Annotated in this window: 14 protein-coding genes and 3 pseudogenes; 6 read left to right on the top strand and 11 right to left on the bottom strand. The window is 68.5% G+C overall.

The annotated features are described in order from the left end of the window. The first annotated feature begins 279 nt into the window (after positions 1-279). Together Scani_RS32870 and Scani_RS32865 are read left to right on the top strand one after the other, a co-directional pair. A complete protein-coding gene (locus tag Scani_RS32870; protein WP_159482513.1) occupies positions 280-1,791 on the top strand; it encodes an acyl-CoA carboxylase subunit beta in 1,512 nt (503 codons plus the stop codon). Further along, entirely contained in the window at positions 1,788-1,988 is a 201-nt protein-coding gene (locus tag Scani_RS32865; RefSeq protein WP_159481375.1) for an acyl-CoA carboxylase epsilon subunit, read from the top strand. Before Scani_RS32870 ends, Scani_RS32865 begins: the two co-directional genes overlap by 4 nt. A 209-nt stretch (positions 1,989-2,197) precedes the next feature. Here the strand turns inward: Scani_RS32865 and Scani_RS32860 are convergent, their stop codons facing one another. The 3 genes and pseudogenes from Scani_RS32860 to Scani_RS32850 form a co-directional block, all read right to left on the bottom strand. Then, positions 2,198-2,518 (bottom strand): GYD domain-containing protein, encoded by a 321-nt coding sequence (locus Scani_RS32860; RefSeq protein WP_159481374.1) that lies wholly within the window; start codon positions 2,516-2,518, stop codon positions 2,198-2,200. A 300-nt stretch (positions 2,519-2,818) separates the two neighbouring features. Further along, positions 2,819-3,196, bottom strand: a pseudogene (locus tag Scani_RS32855) (ABC transporter ATP-binding protein); the annotation flags it as partial. After that, the gene (locus tag Scani_RS32850) at positions 3,178-3,651 is read right to left on the bottom strand and encodes a hypothetical protein (protein WP_159481373.1); all 474 of its coding nucleotides are present in this window, start codon (positions 3,649-3,651) and stop codon (positions 3,178-3,180) included. The pseudogene Scani_RS32855 and the gene Scani_RS32850, both read right to left, overlap by 19 nt. Positions 3,652-4,412: 761 nt before the next feature. Here Scani_RS32850 and trhA point away from each other — a divergent pair. Next, entirely contained in the window at positions 4,413-5,198 is a 786-nt protein-coding gene (gene trhA, locus Scani_RS32845) for a PAQR family membrane homeostasis protein TrhA (RefSeq protein WP_246296473.1), read from the top strand. 555 nt (positions 5,199-5,753) lie between these two features. Here the strand turns inward: trhA and Scani_RS32840 are convergent. Next, the gene (locus tag Scani_RS32840; RefSeq protein WP_159481372.1) at positions 5,754-5,957 is read right to left on the bottom strand and encodes a cold-shock protein; all 204 of its coding nucleotides are present in this window, start codon (positions 5,955-5,957) and stop codon (positions 5,754-5,756) included. Between the two features lie 241 nt (positions 5,958-6,198). After that, positions 6,199-6,537 (bottom strand): helix-turn-helix domain-containing protein, encoded by a 339-nt coding sequence (locus Scani_RS32835; RefSeq protein WP_159481371.1) that lies wholly within the window; start codon positions 6,535-6,537, stop codon positions 6,199-6,201. 1,400 nt (positions 6,538-7,937) lie between these two features. Between Scani_RS32835 and Scani_RS32830 the strand changes: the two are divergent. Both Scani_RS32830 and Scani_RS32825 read left to right on the top strand, forming a co-directional pair. Further along, positions 7,938-8,329, top strand: a pseudogene (locus Scani_RS32830) (ATP-binding protein). A gap of 46 nt (positions 8,330-8,375) precedes the next feature. Then, positions 8,376-8,732, top strand: coding sequence for a hypothetical protein (locus Scani_RS32825; protein ID WP_159481370.1), 357 nt, complete (start codon positions 8,376-8,378; stop codon positions 8,730-8,732). 105 nt (positions 8,733-8,837) lie between these two features. On the opposite strand, the gene Scani_RS32820 is transcribed toward Scani_RS32825, so the two are convergent. The 4 genes from Scani_RS32820 to Scani_RS32805 form a co-directional block, all read right to left on the bottom strand. Further along, entirely contained in the window at positions 8,838-9,146 is a 309-nt protein-coding gene (locus Scani_RS32820) for an SCO5918 family protein (RefSeq protein WP_159481369.1), read from the bottom strand. A 49-nt stretch (positions 9,147-9,195) separates the two neighbouring features. Continuing rightward, positions 9,196-9,600 carry a CBS domain-containing protein gene (locus Scani_RS32815; protein WP_159481368.1) on the bottom strand — a complete coding sequence of 135 codons (405 nt, stop codon included), beginning with the start codon at positions 9,598-9,600 and terminating at the stop codon, positions 9,196-9,198. Between the two features lie 46 nt (positions 9,601-9,646). Then, positions 9,647-11,140 (bottom strand): DEAD/DEAH box helicase, encoded by a 1,494-nt coding sequence (locus tag Scani_RS32810; RefSeq protein WP_159481367.1) that lies wholly within the window; start codon positions 11,138-11,140, stop codon positions 9,647-9,649. Between the two features lie 345 nt (positions 11,141-11,485). Beyond that, positions 11,486-11,689 carry a cold-shock protein gene (locus tag Scani_RS32805; RefSeq protein WP_003973099.1) on the bottom strand — a complete coding sequence of 68 codons (204 nt, stop codon included), beginning with the start codon at positions 11,687-11,689 and terminating at the stop codon, positions 11,486-11,488. Between the two features lie 409 nt (positions 11,690-12,098). Here Scani_RS32805 and Scani_RS32800 point away from each other — a divergent pair. Further along, positions 12,099-12,378, top strand: a pseudogene (locus Scani_RS32800) (IS30 family transposase); the annotation flags it as partial. A 136-nt stretch (positions 12,379-12,514) separates the two neighbouring features. On the opposite strand, the gene Scani_RS32795 reads toward Scani_RS32800, so the two are convergent. Together Scani_RS32795 and Scani_RS32790 are read right to left on the bottom strand one after the other, a co-directional pair. Then, positions 12,515-12,688, bottom strand: a complete 174-nt coding sequence (locus Scani_RS32795; protein ID WP_159481365.1) for a CsbD family protein — start codon at positions 12,686-12,688, stop codon at positions 12,515-12,517. Positions 12,689-12,772: 84 nt separating this feature from the next. Then, complete coding sequence (locus tag Scani_RS32790) at positions 12,773-13,234, bottom strand: hypothetical protein (RefSeq protein ID WP_218039212.1); 462 nt, start codon at positions 13,232-13,234, stop codon at positions 12,773-12,775. Positions 13,235-13,341: the final 107 nt, after the last annotated feature.

Below are 13,341 nucleotides of genomic sequence, written 5' to 3'. Positions count from 1 at the left end.
CCGGCGCGCCCCTCCCGGCGGGCGGGCCGCCCGGAGGGCCCGGGCCGACGTCGCGCAGGCCCCGGCCCGGCCGTCCTGCGCCCGTCCCCGGACCGCACGGCGCCGACCAGTAACGCCATCCCGCACACGGAAGGGAATCCCACCATGCACATGGACGCCGCCACGCCTACCGCCACCCTCCCCCCGCCCGCGGCCCCCCTGGCCGACGGTCTGGAGGAAGGCTTCGCCGCCCCCTCCGCCATCCCCTCCCTCCGCACCCGTACCGTCGAACTCGAAGGCATGCACCGCAGCGTCGCCGACGGAGATGCGCAGGCGACCGAACGGCAGCACGCCAAGGGCAAGCTGACCGCCAGGGAACGCATCGAACTGCTCCTGGACGAGGGGTCCTTCCACGAGGTCGAACCGCTGCGGCGGCACCGCGCGACCGGCTTCGGCCTGGAGGCGAAGAAGCCGCACACCGACGGCGTGATCACCGGCTGGGGCACGGTCCACGGCCGGACCGTCTTCGTCTACGCCCATGACTTCCGGATCTTCGGCGGCGCCCTCGGGGAGGCCCACGCCACCAAGATCCACAAGGTCATGGACCTGGCGCTGCAGGCCGGCGCGCCCCTCGTCTCCCTCAACGACGGCGCCGGCGCCCGCATCCAGGAAGGCGTCACCGCCCTCGCCGGCTACGGCGGCATCTTCCAGCGCAACACCAAGGCCTCGGGCGTCATCCCGCAGATCTCCGTGATGCTCGGCCCCTGCGCCGGCGGCGCCGCCTACAGCCCCGCCCTCACCGATTTCGTCTTCATGGTCCGCGGCACCTCCCAGATGTTCATCACCGGACCCGACGTCATCCAGGCCGTCACCGGAGAGTCCGTCACCCAGAACGGACTCGGCGGCGCCGATGTGCACGCCGAGACCTCGGGCGTCGCCCACTTCGCGTACGACGACGAGGAGACCTGCCTCGAAGAGGTCCGCTACCTCCTCTCCCTCCTCCCGCAGAACAGCACCGAGTCCCCGCCGTCACACGCCCCCGACGACCCGGCCGACCGCTCCTGCGACGCCCTCCTCGACCTCGTCCCCGCGGACCCCTCCCGCCCCTACGACATGCGCGAGGTCCTCCGCGAGATCCTCGACGACGGCGAATACCTCGAAATCCACGAACGCTGGGCCACCAACATCCTCTGCGCCCTCGGCCGGCTCGACGGCCGCCCGGTGGGCGTGGTGGCCAACCAGCCGATGGCGCTGGCGGGCGTGCTGGACATCCACGCGTCCGAGAAGGCGGCCCGGTTCGTCGCCCTCTGCGACGCCTTCAACATCCCCCTCGTCACCCTCGTCGACGTCCCCGGCTTCCTGCCCGGCGTCGACCAGGAGCACGGCGGCATCATCCGCCACGGCGCCAAGCTGCTCTACGCCTACTGCAACGCCACCGTCCCGCGGATCTCCCTGGTGCTGCGCAAGGCCTACGGTGGCGCCTACATCGTCATGGACTCCCGCTCCACCGGCGCCGACCTCTCGTACGCCTGGCCCTGCAACGAGATCGCCGTCATGGGCGCCGAGGGCGCCGCCAATGTCATCTTCCGCCGGGAGATCGCCGCGGCCGACGACCCGGAAGCGGCCCGGGCCGAGCGGGTGGCCGCCTACCGCTCCGAGCTCATGCACCCGTACTACGCCGCCGAACGCGGCCTGGTCGACGACGTGATCGCACCGCAGCACACCCGCCGGATCCTGGCCGCCGGCCTCCGCATGCTCACCGGCAAGACCGCCCCGCTCCCGCACCGCAAGCACGGAAACCAGCCCTCATGACCTTCCGCATCCTCTCCGGCAGCCCCACCCCCGAAGAGCTGGCAGCCGTCCTGGCCGCCCTGACCGCCCTCTCCACCAGAACCGCCCAGGCTCCCACCCTCGCCGCCACTCCCCCCGAGGCCTCCTGGGCCCGCCGCAGCATCGCCACCACCCTCACCACCTGGCACCACAATCCGCCCCGGCCCGAGGTCCCCTGAGAGCACGCCCGTCCCGCCGACCACATCGCGTGCGCGACAGGACGGCTGCCGGCCGACTCGACAGACCTCACGAGCATGCCGCGCACGCAGCGGTCAGCGGTCAGCGGCCGGGGGCCCGGACGGCGCGCAGTCCGGCGTCATGGCCCGGAACCGAGTCCCCAGCCGGACCGCGATGTATCCGTGAGACTTGGTCGATCCCCGCCCTCGCCCTACACGCTGGGGGCGCGGAAGGGGACTTGCCGGCGGGCCGCCTCGTCGATCTCCTCGACGGTGAGCAGGGGCGTGGCACGGGTGTGCAGGGCCCCGCTGGCCTTGACGGTGAGGCTGATGGCGGCCATGGAGACCGGGTCGGGGAGGTCGATGATGAGCACGACGTCGTCCTCCCCGAAGGCGAAGTACACGGCCTCGACCTCCCCGCCAAGGGCCGTGACAACCTGCTCGACGGCAGCCCGACGCCCACTCGCACCCTCTTTGAGCAGCCCCTTGGTGCCCTCGGACGTATAGCTGGCCTGGATCAGAAACTTCGACATCGGGACGCTCCCTGCCCATCGCAAGTCCGGTGCGAGATGTCCTTCCCCTCGTCCCACCACCCGCCACGCACCACATGGCCTGATTCACCCGTTGGATGCCAATGCGGGGCGCCTGTCGGCGACTGCCCCCTCCGCACCGACGCAGCGGACGGCGCGACACGCGGAGCACGGAGCCCTGAACGCCCAGGGGCCGGCCCAGGAGAATCCCCTCCGGGACCGGCCCCTTCTTCTGTACCCCCGGCAGGATGCGAACCTGCGACACCCGCTGGAGGAGTGGGGGCGAATGCATGACCGAGGGGTTCAGGCGCCGCCCGCGGGGTCGAACATCCGCATACGGTCCAGCACCCGGTCCGCCGTCGGCTGCTGCAGTTCGTCGACGATCCTGCCGTCGGCGAGGAAGACCACGCGGTCGGCGTAGGAGGCGGCCACCGGGTCGTGCGTCACCATGACGATGGTCTGCCCGAGCTGCCGGACCGACTCCCGGAGGAGCCGCAGCACATCGGCCCCGGCCCGGGAATCGAGGTTCCCGGTGGGCTCGTCCGCGAAGATGATCTCCGGCTGATTCAACAGCGCGCGGGCGCAGGCGACTCGCTGCTGCTGACCGCCGGACAGCTGCGGGGGCCGGTGGGCCAGCCGCTCCCGCAGGCCCAGCGTGGCGATCACTCTCTGCAGGATCGCCGTGGCATGGTGCCCACCGCGTTAGGCGCGTGCAAGAGGGCCCGCTCTACCTCCCTGGAGCTGATGTCCAGTTGGCGGAGAGCTGACCGTCGCTCGCCGGGCTCCTGCACGTACGCCTCCGCGCACTGGGTGAGCGCCCTGAGCGCGCAGAGGCTGGTCTTGTGGCGGTACTGCGCTCCTCTCGCCAGCCGTCGGTTTATCAGCCACCAAAACGCGACGCCGAATGGGCCAACTATGACGATCACCATGCTCAGGAAGTCTCCGGCGGGGACCTCGGTTACGAGCTTGTTGTCGCCGAAATGTCTCCAGACCCACAGGAAATGGGCTAGTGCACGCTCGAAACCCGACAGGTGTAGATAGGTGGTGACTTGGAGGGCAGCCTCCGCGAGCACCTTGATCACCCGCACGCTCATTATCCAAGCTGCGAAGACGGCGAGCACCGATCCATAGGGCATGGTCTCCAGAGTTGTGCGACTGGTGTGGAGAGCCGCCCGCGTGTGCGGTAGTGCCGTGTCTGAGATGGACAAGGTCGTTAAGGCTCTGTCCAACCGCGTGATCTCGGTTTCTACGGCCACTCTGTTGACTCGGCGGCGCCACGTGCGGAGTCGTGCCCATCTGCGCAACGTGAATGCAGCAACGCGCACTCTGGTAGTTCCTGTGAACGGCATCTTCCCCCCGGCTCAGCTCTGCCCACGGGGCGATGGTGCCGAACTCTTACCTGCGTCCGCAGGACATCGGCCGACTTCGCCTCCACGACGCTGGACCGCCGTGGGGCATGGCGTGCCCTCATAGTTGAGGCTCAGGTCGCCGACCTGGGCCTCAACTATGGAGCGGGTGACGGGAATCGAACCCGCGCTCTGAGCTTGGGCATCAACGGGATACAGCGGCCAGCACGTTCGACAACACGGTGTCCAAGTCCTCGGGACAGGACGGGGCGTTCCGACCTGGGCGGACCGCTTGACGGTCGGCGTCCTGGAGGGCGTTGGCTTCGGTGGGTTTCGAGTGGTGTAGGGAGGGCTCGGCGAGCGGGTCGGCTCCCAGATGGCTCCCAGTCTTGGATCAGACCTTCCTCACGACGATCGTGTCCGGCACCACGACTTCCGCAGGCCCAGTTGGTGGCACGAGGCCGACCTCTGGGAACGCTGCTGAGGACGGCTCCTAGCATGGCCACATGGTTGCCAGCGATGCCCAGAAGTCCCAGACAGGACGGGAACCTGTGTCCCTCGACGACGCCGACGGCGGAAGCTTTTCCTCCGCGCCGGTTAAAGGAGAAGGGGACGCTTCAGCCAGCCTCCCCCGCGGTTCACACCACGGCAATGCCGGGGAAGAGGCTCACCCGCTTGCCGCCCTGGCGGAGAGGGCGGCCGACCTGGTCGAGCCGATCAAGCCGAGGCTGCGTGGCTGGCTGCACGCCGCGATGGTCCCCGCCTCGTTGATCGCGGGCATCGTCCTTATTTGCCTGGCCCGGGCGCCGCAGCTGGCCCTGTCCTGCACCGTGTACTCCGTTACCGCCTGGCTGCTGTTCGGGACGAGCGCCATCTACCACCTGGGCACCTGGGGGCCACTCGGCGAGGCCGTTCTGCGTCGCCTCGACCACGCCAACATCTTCCTGATCATCGCCGGCACCTGCACCCCTCTGGCCGTGCTCCTCCCCGCTGACCAGCGAGCAGTCCTGCTGTGGATCGTATGGTCGGGCGCGCTGGTCGGCATCGCCTTCCGCGTCCTGTGGGTCGGCGCTCCCCGCTGGCTGTACACCCCCTGCTACCTGGCTCTGGGCTGGGCGCCGGTGCGCTACCTGCCCGACTTCCTGCACACCGGCGGAGCGGCCGTACTCACGCTGATCGTGACCGGCGGTCTCCTCTACAGCGCGGGCGCGGTGGTCTACGCCCTCCGACGCCCCGACCCCTCTCCCCGCTGGTTCGGCTATCACGAGGTGTTCCACGCCCTGACCGTGGCAGCCTTCACCGCGCACTACGTCGCCATCTCCCTCGCCGCCTACTGACCACAGCGCTGCCCTGGCGCTCGCGTCACCACGTTTCCGACGTCCCGAGGCCAGGGCGGAGGGGCAGCCGGGCAGACAGTCAAGCGCTTCACTCCCGACGACGGTGTTATCGCCGTAGTCGCCTGCCGGATCAGCGCCTACGGCGGTACGGGGGATGCCGGAGGGAGGCTGCCGCCAGCTGCCATACCCGCTGAGGCCGCGCCGCAGTTGAGGCCGGAGACGAGAGAACCCGGTGGGATCGTTCGGACAGGAGGGCCATCCCTGGCAGGGACCCGTCTTGTCCGTGACATTGCCGACGGTCAGGATCGCGAACTCATGGCCGCCTTACGCGAACAGACCTAGACCCACGGCAGCGCCCGCCTCGCCTGACTCGCCTGCATCCGAGCCGCGTGCGGGCTCGTACTCTCACGACACCCGGCAATCCCGGCCTCGTCTCTCAAGCCGCCGGAGAAAGGCAGAGGGCCGCACGGCGTGCGCTGCGCGGCCCTGGACATGTGTTGCGTGTCTGTCTTCCGTGCCTGCTCCGTCGCGTCGCCGCAGGTACGGCTGATGATGTCAGGCCGGGTCGATGTTCTCCGCCTGAGGGCCCTTCTGGCCCTGGGTGACGTCGAACGTCACGGCCTGGCCCTCTTGGAGCTCACGGAAGCCCGAGGAGTTGATTGCGGAGTAGTGCGCGAAGACATCCGGGCCGCCGCCGTCCTGGGCGATGAAGCCGAAGCCCTTCTCCGCGTTGAACCACTTCACGGTTCCCGTAGCCATAGTCATGCCTTCCAGTCGATGAACGCCTCCCACTCCATGCAGAAGGCAGAGGTGATCGCCCTGGTTCCTGCGGCACAGCACAGCAAAACGCCCACACCAAGGCGTGGGCAAAGGGGAATTCCGAACCACGACAGCTACGCAGACGCTACACGCCCCGCACACCACGTCACCACAGGAACGATCACGCCGCACACCGGGGCTGTGCGTGCGGTGCCCGCCGATACCGGCGGGCACGCTCATCTCATGCCGCAGTCGGTGGGTTGGGTGGTCCGACGGCGCGGCGGTGTTCGGCGTTGATGCGCTGGGCTTCTTCGAGCTGGTCTTCGAGGATGACGATGCGGCAGGCGGCCTCGATGGGGGTGCCCTGGTCGACGAGTTCCCGGGCGCGGGCCGCGATGCGCAGCTGGTAACGGGAGTAGCGGCGGTGGCCGCCCTCCGAGCGGAGCGGGGTGATCAGCCGGGCCTCACCGATGGCGCGGAGAAAGTTGGGGGTGGTGCCGAGCATCTCGGCAGCTCGACCCATGGTGTAGGCGGGGTAGTCGTCGTCGTCGAGACGGCCGTACGAGTCGTCTGCTGTCATCGCACCTCTCTGTGGAACGCGTGGAGGGGCCCTGGTGCCGTACTGGCACCAGGGCCCCGAAGGAACTGCTACACCATCTGCCGGCCCTGATACTGCGCCGGCCTTCTGTGTCCGCAGGCCCAGCCGGGAGAGGACGGGCAATGCGGGGATCGCGGTTGCTTGACCGGAGACCACCTCACTATCGATGTCCTGCGGTACCCGGGCTCAAGCCTTCCGCCCGGGCGATCCTGATGGCGCGGGTTCCTCCGTTCTTCCCTCTGAACCGATCACTTACCAAACGGGTACTGCGTATTGCTTGCACTGCTGATACTGCGAACTACTGGTGGCCTCGCGCAGCGCCACTCTTCGGCAGCCAGCCCCGTTGCCCGTCCTGCGTCTGCTCTGGCTTAGAACCCCACTGCCGAACTTCCCGGTGCGCGCGTCCGCAGCCGACGCCTTCACCGAGGTGCTGCTCGCTGACTTCACTGCTGGGTACTGCGAACTTCACTTGCGGGTACTGCCACCGCGTCAACTGCGGTACTGCTCACGGCGGCCCCTGATCACTGCGGGCCACCCGGTCCGGTCGTCAGTCCCGTCGCCGTCCTGCAACAACCCTGGCTTCGGAACTCCACCACCGCACCGTCCTGCGAACTGCAACTGCGTGTACTGCTGCCTGGCAGTTCATCTCTGCCGGGCCTCGCTCGATCTCGGCTACGAGAGAAACCATAACCACACCACTACTCAATGTCTACTCCAGCGGGCATAGATTTCCGCGCGCTGAACATGAGGTATCCCGCCTCGCCCGGTCTATGGATGGTCGGGAGCAGCCCCGAAGCTCGGGTCCGGCGCTCGGAGTGACCCACAGGCCGCGCAGCCCGTCGGGCTTCCCGTGACGCCGCCGACTGCGCCGCGGCTACCGTCGGCGGGTACCGGCCCCCCTGGGCATCTCATGTTTCCGGCCGTAACACCCGACAGGCCGACCGGTGACGGGCGTGGCACGAGGGCCTGTGCCGGCCTTGACGGTCCCGGCCCGATGACCGAGCAGCTCGTGGAAGCGGTGCACGCCGGTGCTGGTGCCGCACTTCGCAGACTGGCGCTCCTGCTGCCGCGTCAGCGCCTCAACGAGGATCTGCTTCTCAGCCCGCGGTCACTCTCTCGTGCTCGCCCGGCCGGTAGCGTCGCCTCGGATGGGCCGCCTCCTCGAGCCCGGCGCGGGCACCCGATTTCGAGCAGGCCGTGGGGCCGGCACCGTGGCACGGGCTGCGCGGGCGCACGACAGCGTGCCGCCACGCGTCGACTGTGGCCGTCAGTTTCTCCGGCAAGCACTGCGGCTCTGCCGGGTTGGCGGCTGGAGGGGCGGGGCTCAGAGGTCGGGTAGGCAAAGGCCGGGCATGGACGATCCTGAGACCAGGGTGACCCTGATGAACATGATGGCCGTCAACGCCACAACCGCCCGTTCCGCGACAGCCGTTGCCGACGCACGTGATACGGCACGGGCCTTCCTCACCTGCCTGCGACAGCCGGCCGTGGCCCCTGACGCAGCGGACGCCGTGGTCTTGGTCGTGTCCGAGCTCGTCACCAACGCCCTGCGCCACGGCGGGGGCCGCTGCACATGAGAACTGACTGCGCACCCCGACACCATCGAGGTGGCCGTCCACGACCCCAGTCGGCATGCGCCGCGCATGCGCACCCCTGACCTGAACGGCGGCACCGGAGGCTTTGGCTGGCCATGGTCAACCGCCTCACCCGCGCCACCGCGGTCACCCGCCGGGCCTCCGGCGGCAAGACCATAAGCGCCCGTCTTGCCCGGTAGCGCCACCGCTCAAGCAGCCGGACGGCCGGAAAATATAATCTGCCTCATGTCGAAGCCTGACGAGCTGCTGGTTGACGTCGCCGCCCTGGTGGAGTCCCGGCAGAGCAATCAGATGTCCCTGACCGTGGTCACCGGTGGTGCTGTCCTCACCGGTCGGCTGGCTCCCGAAGCAGTGTGGCGGCAGAGGGTATCGGAGGTACTGACGGATTCGGACCGCTTGGGCGAGTTCTCCGCCGTCTTCGACACCCCCGCGAGGAACGGGCCGCCTACGCACCTGCACTTCCATGTCGCCCGGATCCTGCAGGGCACAGTCGGGATCCCGGAGACGGGCGGGATGTACCGCGTCGCGATCGAGGACGTCAGCGCCTGGACCGTGGGCGACTTCAGCTATTCCGACCGCTGAGCAACCACTGCGAGGAGAACCCGCTGTACGCGGTGTGGGCCCGACCGGCGCGCGCCGGTCGGGCCCACACCGCGTACAGGTGTCGGCTCGTGCCTGTTCCCTCGGTCAGACGGACACGGGGGTGCCGAGCATCGCGGAGGCTTGCTGGAGCGGGCTGAGGATGCGTACGGGTGCGGCCTTGGGGAGGGGGCGGCAGGTGAAGCCGAGCTGAGTCATGGCCCGGAGGACTTCGGCGGCGCTGAAGTCACGGCGGTCCTGGCGGGTGATGACCTGGCCGACTTGCTTGACGGGGTAGTGGCGGCGGCCGATGGTCACCGTTTCGCCGGTGACCGGTTCGGGCTTGACGCCCTTCATCGATTCCAGCACGCCGCTCTTGGTGAGCTCGAAGGGGAAGCGGGCGATGATGCAACGCATGTGACCTCACAGCGAGAAGGGGAGAACAGCCCGACCAGGGGGAGACGGTTCAGCGGGAGAGGGCGAGAATGCCCAGGGCGCTGCCTTGCTCGCCGGCCATCGGCGGGGCATCGAGCCGACGGGAGCGCATCACGGGCTCGGCTTCGGCCGCAGTGGTCACGGGTGAGGTGAACGATCCGTGGTCGCCGAGGATGTCGCGCAGCTGGACGCGGTCCGTGTAAGCGGAGCTGCCGCGGACGGCGGTGAGGTCGGTTCGGGTGACCAGGCCGGTGCACTGGCCGTCCTGGTCGCAAACAACCAGTCGACCCGTGCGGGCGGCGGCCATGACGGCCAGTGCCACCTCGACGCTCATGTCGTCACAGACCTGCGGTCCGGCCGCGTCCATGACCTCAACCACCGTCCTGTGCACGGGGTTGGCGCTTGCCGGGCGGGGCTGCATCTGAACCAGCGACAAAAGGTGCCTCCTGCAGAGATGGGTCAGCTTCCTGATCACGAAGGTTCTAGGCCACCGCATCGAAGACGGACTGGCGTACGGGCTCGCGCCGGGTCGCCGAAGAGGGGCGGCGCCGGCCTCGGGAGGAGGCACTGCGCTTGGAGCGTTCGACCACCGGAGCGGTAATGACGACCGGGATGCCGGACGGGGCCTGGGCGCCGGTGATCCGGCTCAGGGCCTCTTCGCCCGAGCGGATCTGGGTGGTCTGCGGCCGGATACCGGCGTCCGACATGAGGCGGACCATGCCTCGACGCTGGTTCGGTGTGACGAGCGTGACGACGCTGCCGGACTCGCCGGCGCGGGCGGTACGGCCCCCGCGGTGGAGGTAGTCCTTGTGGTCGGTGGGCGGGTCGACGTTGACGACGAGGTCGAGGTTGTCGACGTGGATGCCGCGGGCGGCGACGTTGGTGGCCACCAGCACCGTCACATGACCGGACTTGAACTGCGTCAGGGTGCGGGTGCGCTGCGGCTGCGACTTGCCGCCGTGCAGCGCGGCGGCCCGGACCCCGCTGTTGAGCAGGTCCTGGGTCAGCCGGTCGACGGCGTGCTTGGTGTCCAGGAACATGATCACGCGGCCGTCGCGGGCGGCGATCTCGGTCGTGGCGGCGTGCTTGTCGGCGCCGTGGACGTGCAGGACGTGGTGCTCCATCGTCGTGACCGCACCGGCCGACGGGTCGACCGAATGCACGACGGGGTCGGTCAGATAACGCCGCACCAGCAGGTCGACGTTACGGTCCAAGGTGGCGGAGAACAGCATCCGCTGCCCCTCCGGACGCACCTGGTCGAGCAACGCGGTGACCTGCGGCATGAAACCCATGTCAGCCATCTGGTCAGCCTCGTCCAGCACCGTGATGCCCACCTGGTTCAGCCGGCAGTCGCCACGGTCGATGAGGTCCTTGAGCCGGCCCGGGGTCGCGACGACGACCTCGGCCCCGCCTCGCAGCGCGCCGGCCTGCTTGCCGATCGACATCCCGCCCACCACCGTGGCCATCCGCAGCTTGACTGAGCGGGCGTACGGAGTGAGCGCGTCGGACACCTGCTGCGCCAGCTCACGCGTCGGTACGAGGATCAGTCCCAGCGGCTGGCGGGACTCAGCACGCTGCCCGGCGGTGCGGGCGAGCAGGGCGAGGCCGAAGGCGAGGGTCTTGCCGGAACCGGTGCGCCCGCGGCCCAGGACGTCACGGCCCGCCAGAGAGTTCGGCAGCGTCGCGCCCTGGATCGGGAACGGCGCGGTCACGCCCTGCTTGCCGAGTTCGGCCAGTAGTTGCTCAGGCATGCCGAGATCAGCAAAGCCCTCCACGGCAGGCAGCGCAGGGGTGATCGTCTTGGGGAGCGCGAACTCACCCTGCACTGCGGCGGGTCGGCGGCCGTAACCGCCGGAACGGGCCGTCCCGCCGGAACGGCGCGGTGCCGGCGAGCCGAAGCGGCTGCCGCCCTTTCCGGCGTCGGCACTGCCATTACGGGTGCGGGCGGAGCGGTCGTTCGTGCGTGTGCGGTTCATGCGGAACCTTCCTCGATGCGGCGCATATCAAGGAATTCCCGCCAGCGATGAGCGGCACGGGGAATTACAAGTATGGACCGATGGTAAAAGAAAGCAGGTCCGGCCGGCGGAAATCCGCGCGGGCGCGGGTGCTGAAATGGGAGACGCGGCGGGGGCGTAAAATCCGGGCGTCGACTGCGGTGTAGCTCTTCAGGATGCGCCTGCATCCCTGAAGGAGGACCCGCGCGTGGTGAGACTGCGGATTCCTCCGAGTCGTCCCGCAGGTGAAACCGCTGCGGGAAATGGGTGCAGCTGGGGCCCGCACCCCGAAGGATGCGGGCCCCAGCTACAAAGTGTGCGTCAGCGTCAGGCCGGAACGATGTTCTCGGCCGTCGGGCCCTTCTGGCCCTGCGCGATGTCGAAGTTCACCTTCTGGCCTTCGAGCAGCTCACGGAAGCCCTGGGCGGCGATGTTCGAGTAGTGGGCGAACACGTCAGCGCCGCCACCGTCCTGCTCGATGAAGCCGAAGCCCTTTTCCGCGTTGAACCACTTCACGGTACCAGCAGCCATGTCATATCTCCTTTGGGGCAGTGCATCGGAATCCGCACTGCGCGGACGCCGTGTCGCCGCGATGATTACCCCGCCCGGAAAATGACCGGAAATACAAAAGCGCTCCCACCGGCAGGAGCCGAGTGGGGGCACTTGAAGTTTTGGGAACCACAACTGCAACTGAGAACGACAGTAGCACGCTGGGGCGGCCTGTGTATGCTGAATAATTTCATGCTGTTCGTTGCGGCAAAAACTCTGTCTGTATGGCTCGCTGAACTCTCACCTCGCGGGAATAGATATTGATCCCCCCGGAGGGCAACGTTTCCGGAAGGGCGCTGGGTGCGCGGTTTACCGCTCATTGGTAACGGATAAGCCCCAGGCTGTTCTTAGGTTCTAGTGGTCGTCGCAACACCCCAGCTCAAGGGGTGCGATGGACTTCGAGATCCGGGAGACGGAAGCCGCAGGGCCCGACGAAGCTGACCCGTGAACGGGCCGCATAATTCGAGCTCATGGAGCAGGGCTCCAGCACGGTGGAAGCGGCACGGATCGGCGGCATCAACTTGCGCACGGGCAAGCGGTGGCGCAATGGCCGGCACTCGCCGCCCAAGGGTAAGGAGGCGGTTCCTCCTGTCGGCCCGGAGGAACCGCCTCCTGGCCCGCCCCGGTATCTGAACGAGGTCGACCGCATCCACATCGCCGACCGGCTGCGGCCTGACCCGTAGCTCCGATCAGCTGGTGCCCGCGAAAACTTCAGCCGGCACAACGGTGACGGCAGCGTGGCCGGGGCCGGCCCCTGGTTCGCATGACCACCGACCCGTGCCATGGTCAGGTCGACGGGCGGACCGGTCAGTGCTTGAAGGCGTCCCTGATTTTGGTCGCGGCCTGCTTGATGTTGCCCTTGACTTGGTCTCCGCGGCCTTCGGCCTGCAGGCGCCGACTGCCGGTGGCGCGGCCGCTCGTCTTCTTGGCGTCGCCTTTCATGGCTTCGGCTTTGTGCGCGATCTTCTTCGAGATACTCATGGGTGGCCACCTTGGGTGAGGTGTCTGCGGGGGGCAGGTGCGGGTGGCGTCGGCCGCTCAGCGATCTGCGCGTGCGGTGGTGGCCTACCGGTGGGCGGCTCGGTGCCCGAACCAGTGCAGTCTCCTGCGATGACCGCCGTGCGGTTCGACAGGACGGTCGCTGCGGGGCGAGTCGGCTCCCCGCACGATTGCCGTCTCTGCGCGGCCGGTTCCGCGTTGGCCGGTCAGGTCGCGGCGTTCGTTGTCGGCAGCGGCCGCCGCATGGTGCGACTGCTTGAGTCCGTGGCGCTTGGTGCTGCCATGGCGTGAGGTGTGGTGTCGTGCACCGGTGAAGAGCAGGGCCAGCCCCAACAGAGCCGCCGCCCCGACGACGATGCCGTACAGGAACAGCATGCCGGTGGAGCCGGTCATGCCGTAGCCGAATACCGAGAATCCGCCCGTGAGTTCGTGCTCGCTGCCACCGTTGGTGAGAACACCGGCCACACCGACGACTGCCGCCGCGAGCAGGATGACGAGTCCGAGGATGCCGATCATGATGCGCTCCAAGGAGCTACTGGATATGTCCCCACAGTAGAACCGCACTGGCCAGGAGGCCACTGCGACCGGAAAGGACAAGGGCCCCGGGCCGGTGGCTCACGGGCTGGAGACCATCG

It is taken from the genome of Streptomyces caniferus (assembly GCF_009811555.1).
In the GTDB taxonomy this organism is placed as follows: domain Bacteria; phylum Actinomycetota; class Actinomycetes; order Streptomycetales; family Streptomycetaceae; genus Streptomyces; species Streptomyces caniferus.
This window is presented reverse-complemented; position numbering and strand designations above follow the sequence as displayed.

Bases quoted from the DNA above. Each gene is read 5' to 3' on its own strand.
- Scani_RS32870 (WP_159482513.1), top strand. From the start codon at position 280: ATGCACCGCAGCGTCGCCGACGGAGATGCGCAGGCGACCGAACGGCAG.
- Scani_RS32865 (WP_159481375.1), top strand. From the start codon at position 1,788: ATGACCTTCCGCATCCTCTCCGGCAGCCCCACCCCCGAAGAGCTGGCA.
- Scani_RS32860 (WP_159481374.1), bottom strand. From the start codon at position 2,518: ATGTCGAAGTTTCTGATCCAGGCCAGCTATACGTCCGAGGGCACCAAG.
- Scani_RS32850 (WP_159481373.1), bottom strand. From the start codon at position 3,651: ATGCCCTATGGATCGGTGCTCGCCGTCTTCGCAGCTTGGATAATGAGC.
- Scani_RS32840 (WP_159481372.1), bottom strand. From the start codon at position 5,957: ATGGCTACGGGAACCGTGAAGTGGTTCAACGCGGAGAAGGGCTTCGGC.
- Scani_RS32835 (WP_159481371.1), bottom strand. From the start codon at position 6,537: ATGACAGCAGACGACTCGTACGGCCGTCTCGACGACGACGACTACCCC.
- Scani_RS32825 (WP_159481370.1), top strand. From the start codon at position 8,376: ATGTCGAAGCCTGACGAGCTGCTGGTTGACGTCGCCGCCCTGGTGGAG.
- Scani_RS32820 (WP_159481369.1), bottom strand. From the start codon at position 9,146: ATGCGTTGCATCATCGCCCGCTTCCCCTTCGAGCTCACCAAGAGCGGC.
- Scani_RS32810 (WP_159481367.1), bottom strand. From the start codon at position 11,140: ATGAACCGCACACGCACGAACGACCGCTCCGCCCGCACCCGTAATGGC.
- Scani_RS32805 (WP_003973099.1), bottom strand. From the start codon at position 11,689: ATGGCTGCTGGTACCGTGAAGTGGTTCAACGCGGAAAAGGGCTTCGGC.
- Scani_RS32795 (WP_159481365.1), bottom strand. From the start codon at position 12,688: ATGAGTATCTCGAAGAAGATCGCGCACAAAGCCGAAGCCATGAAAGGC.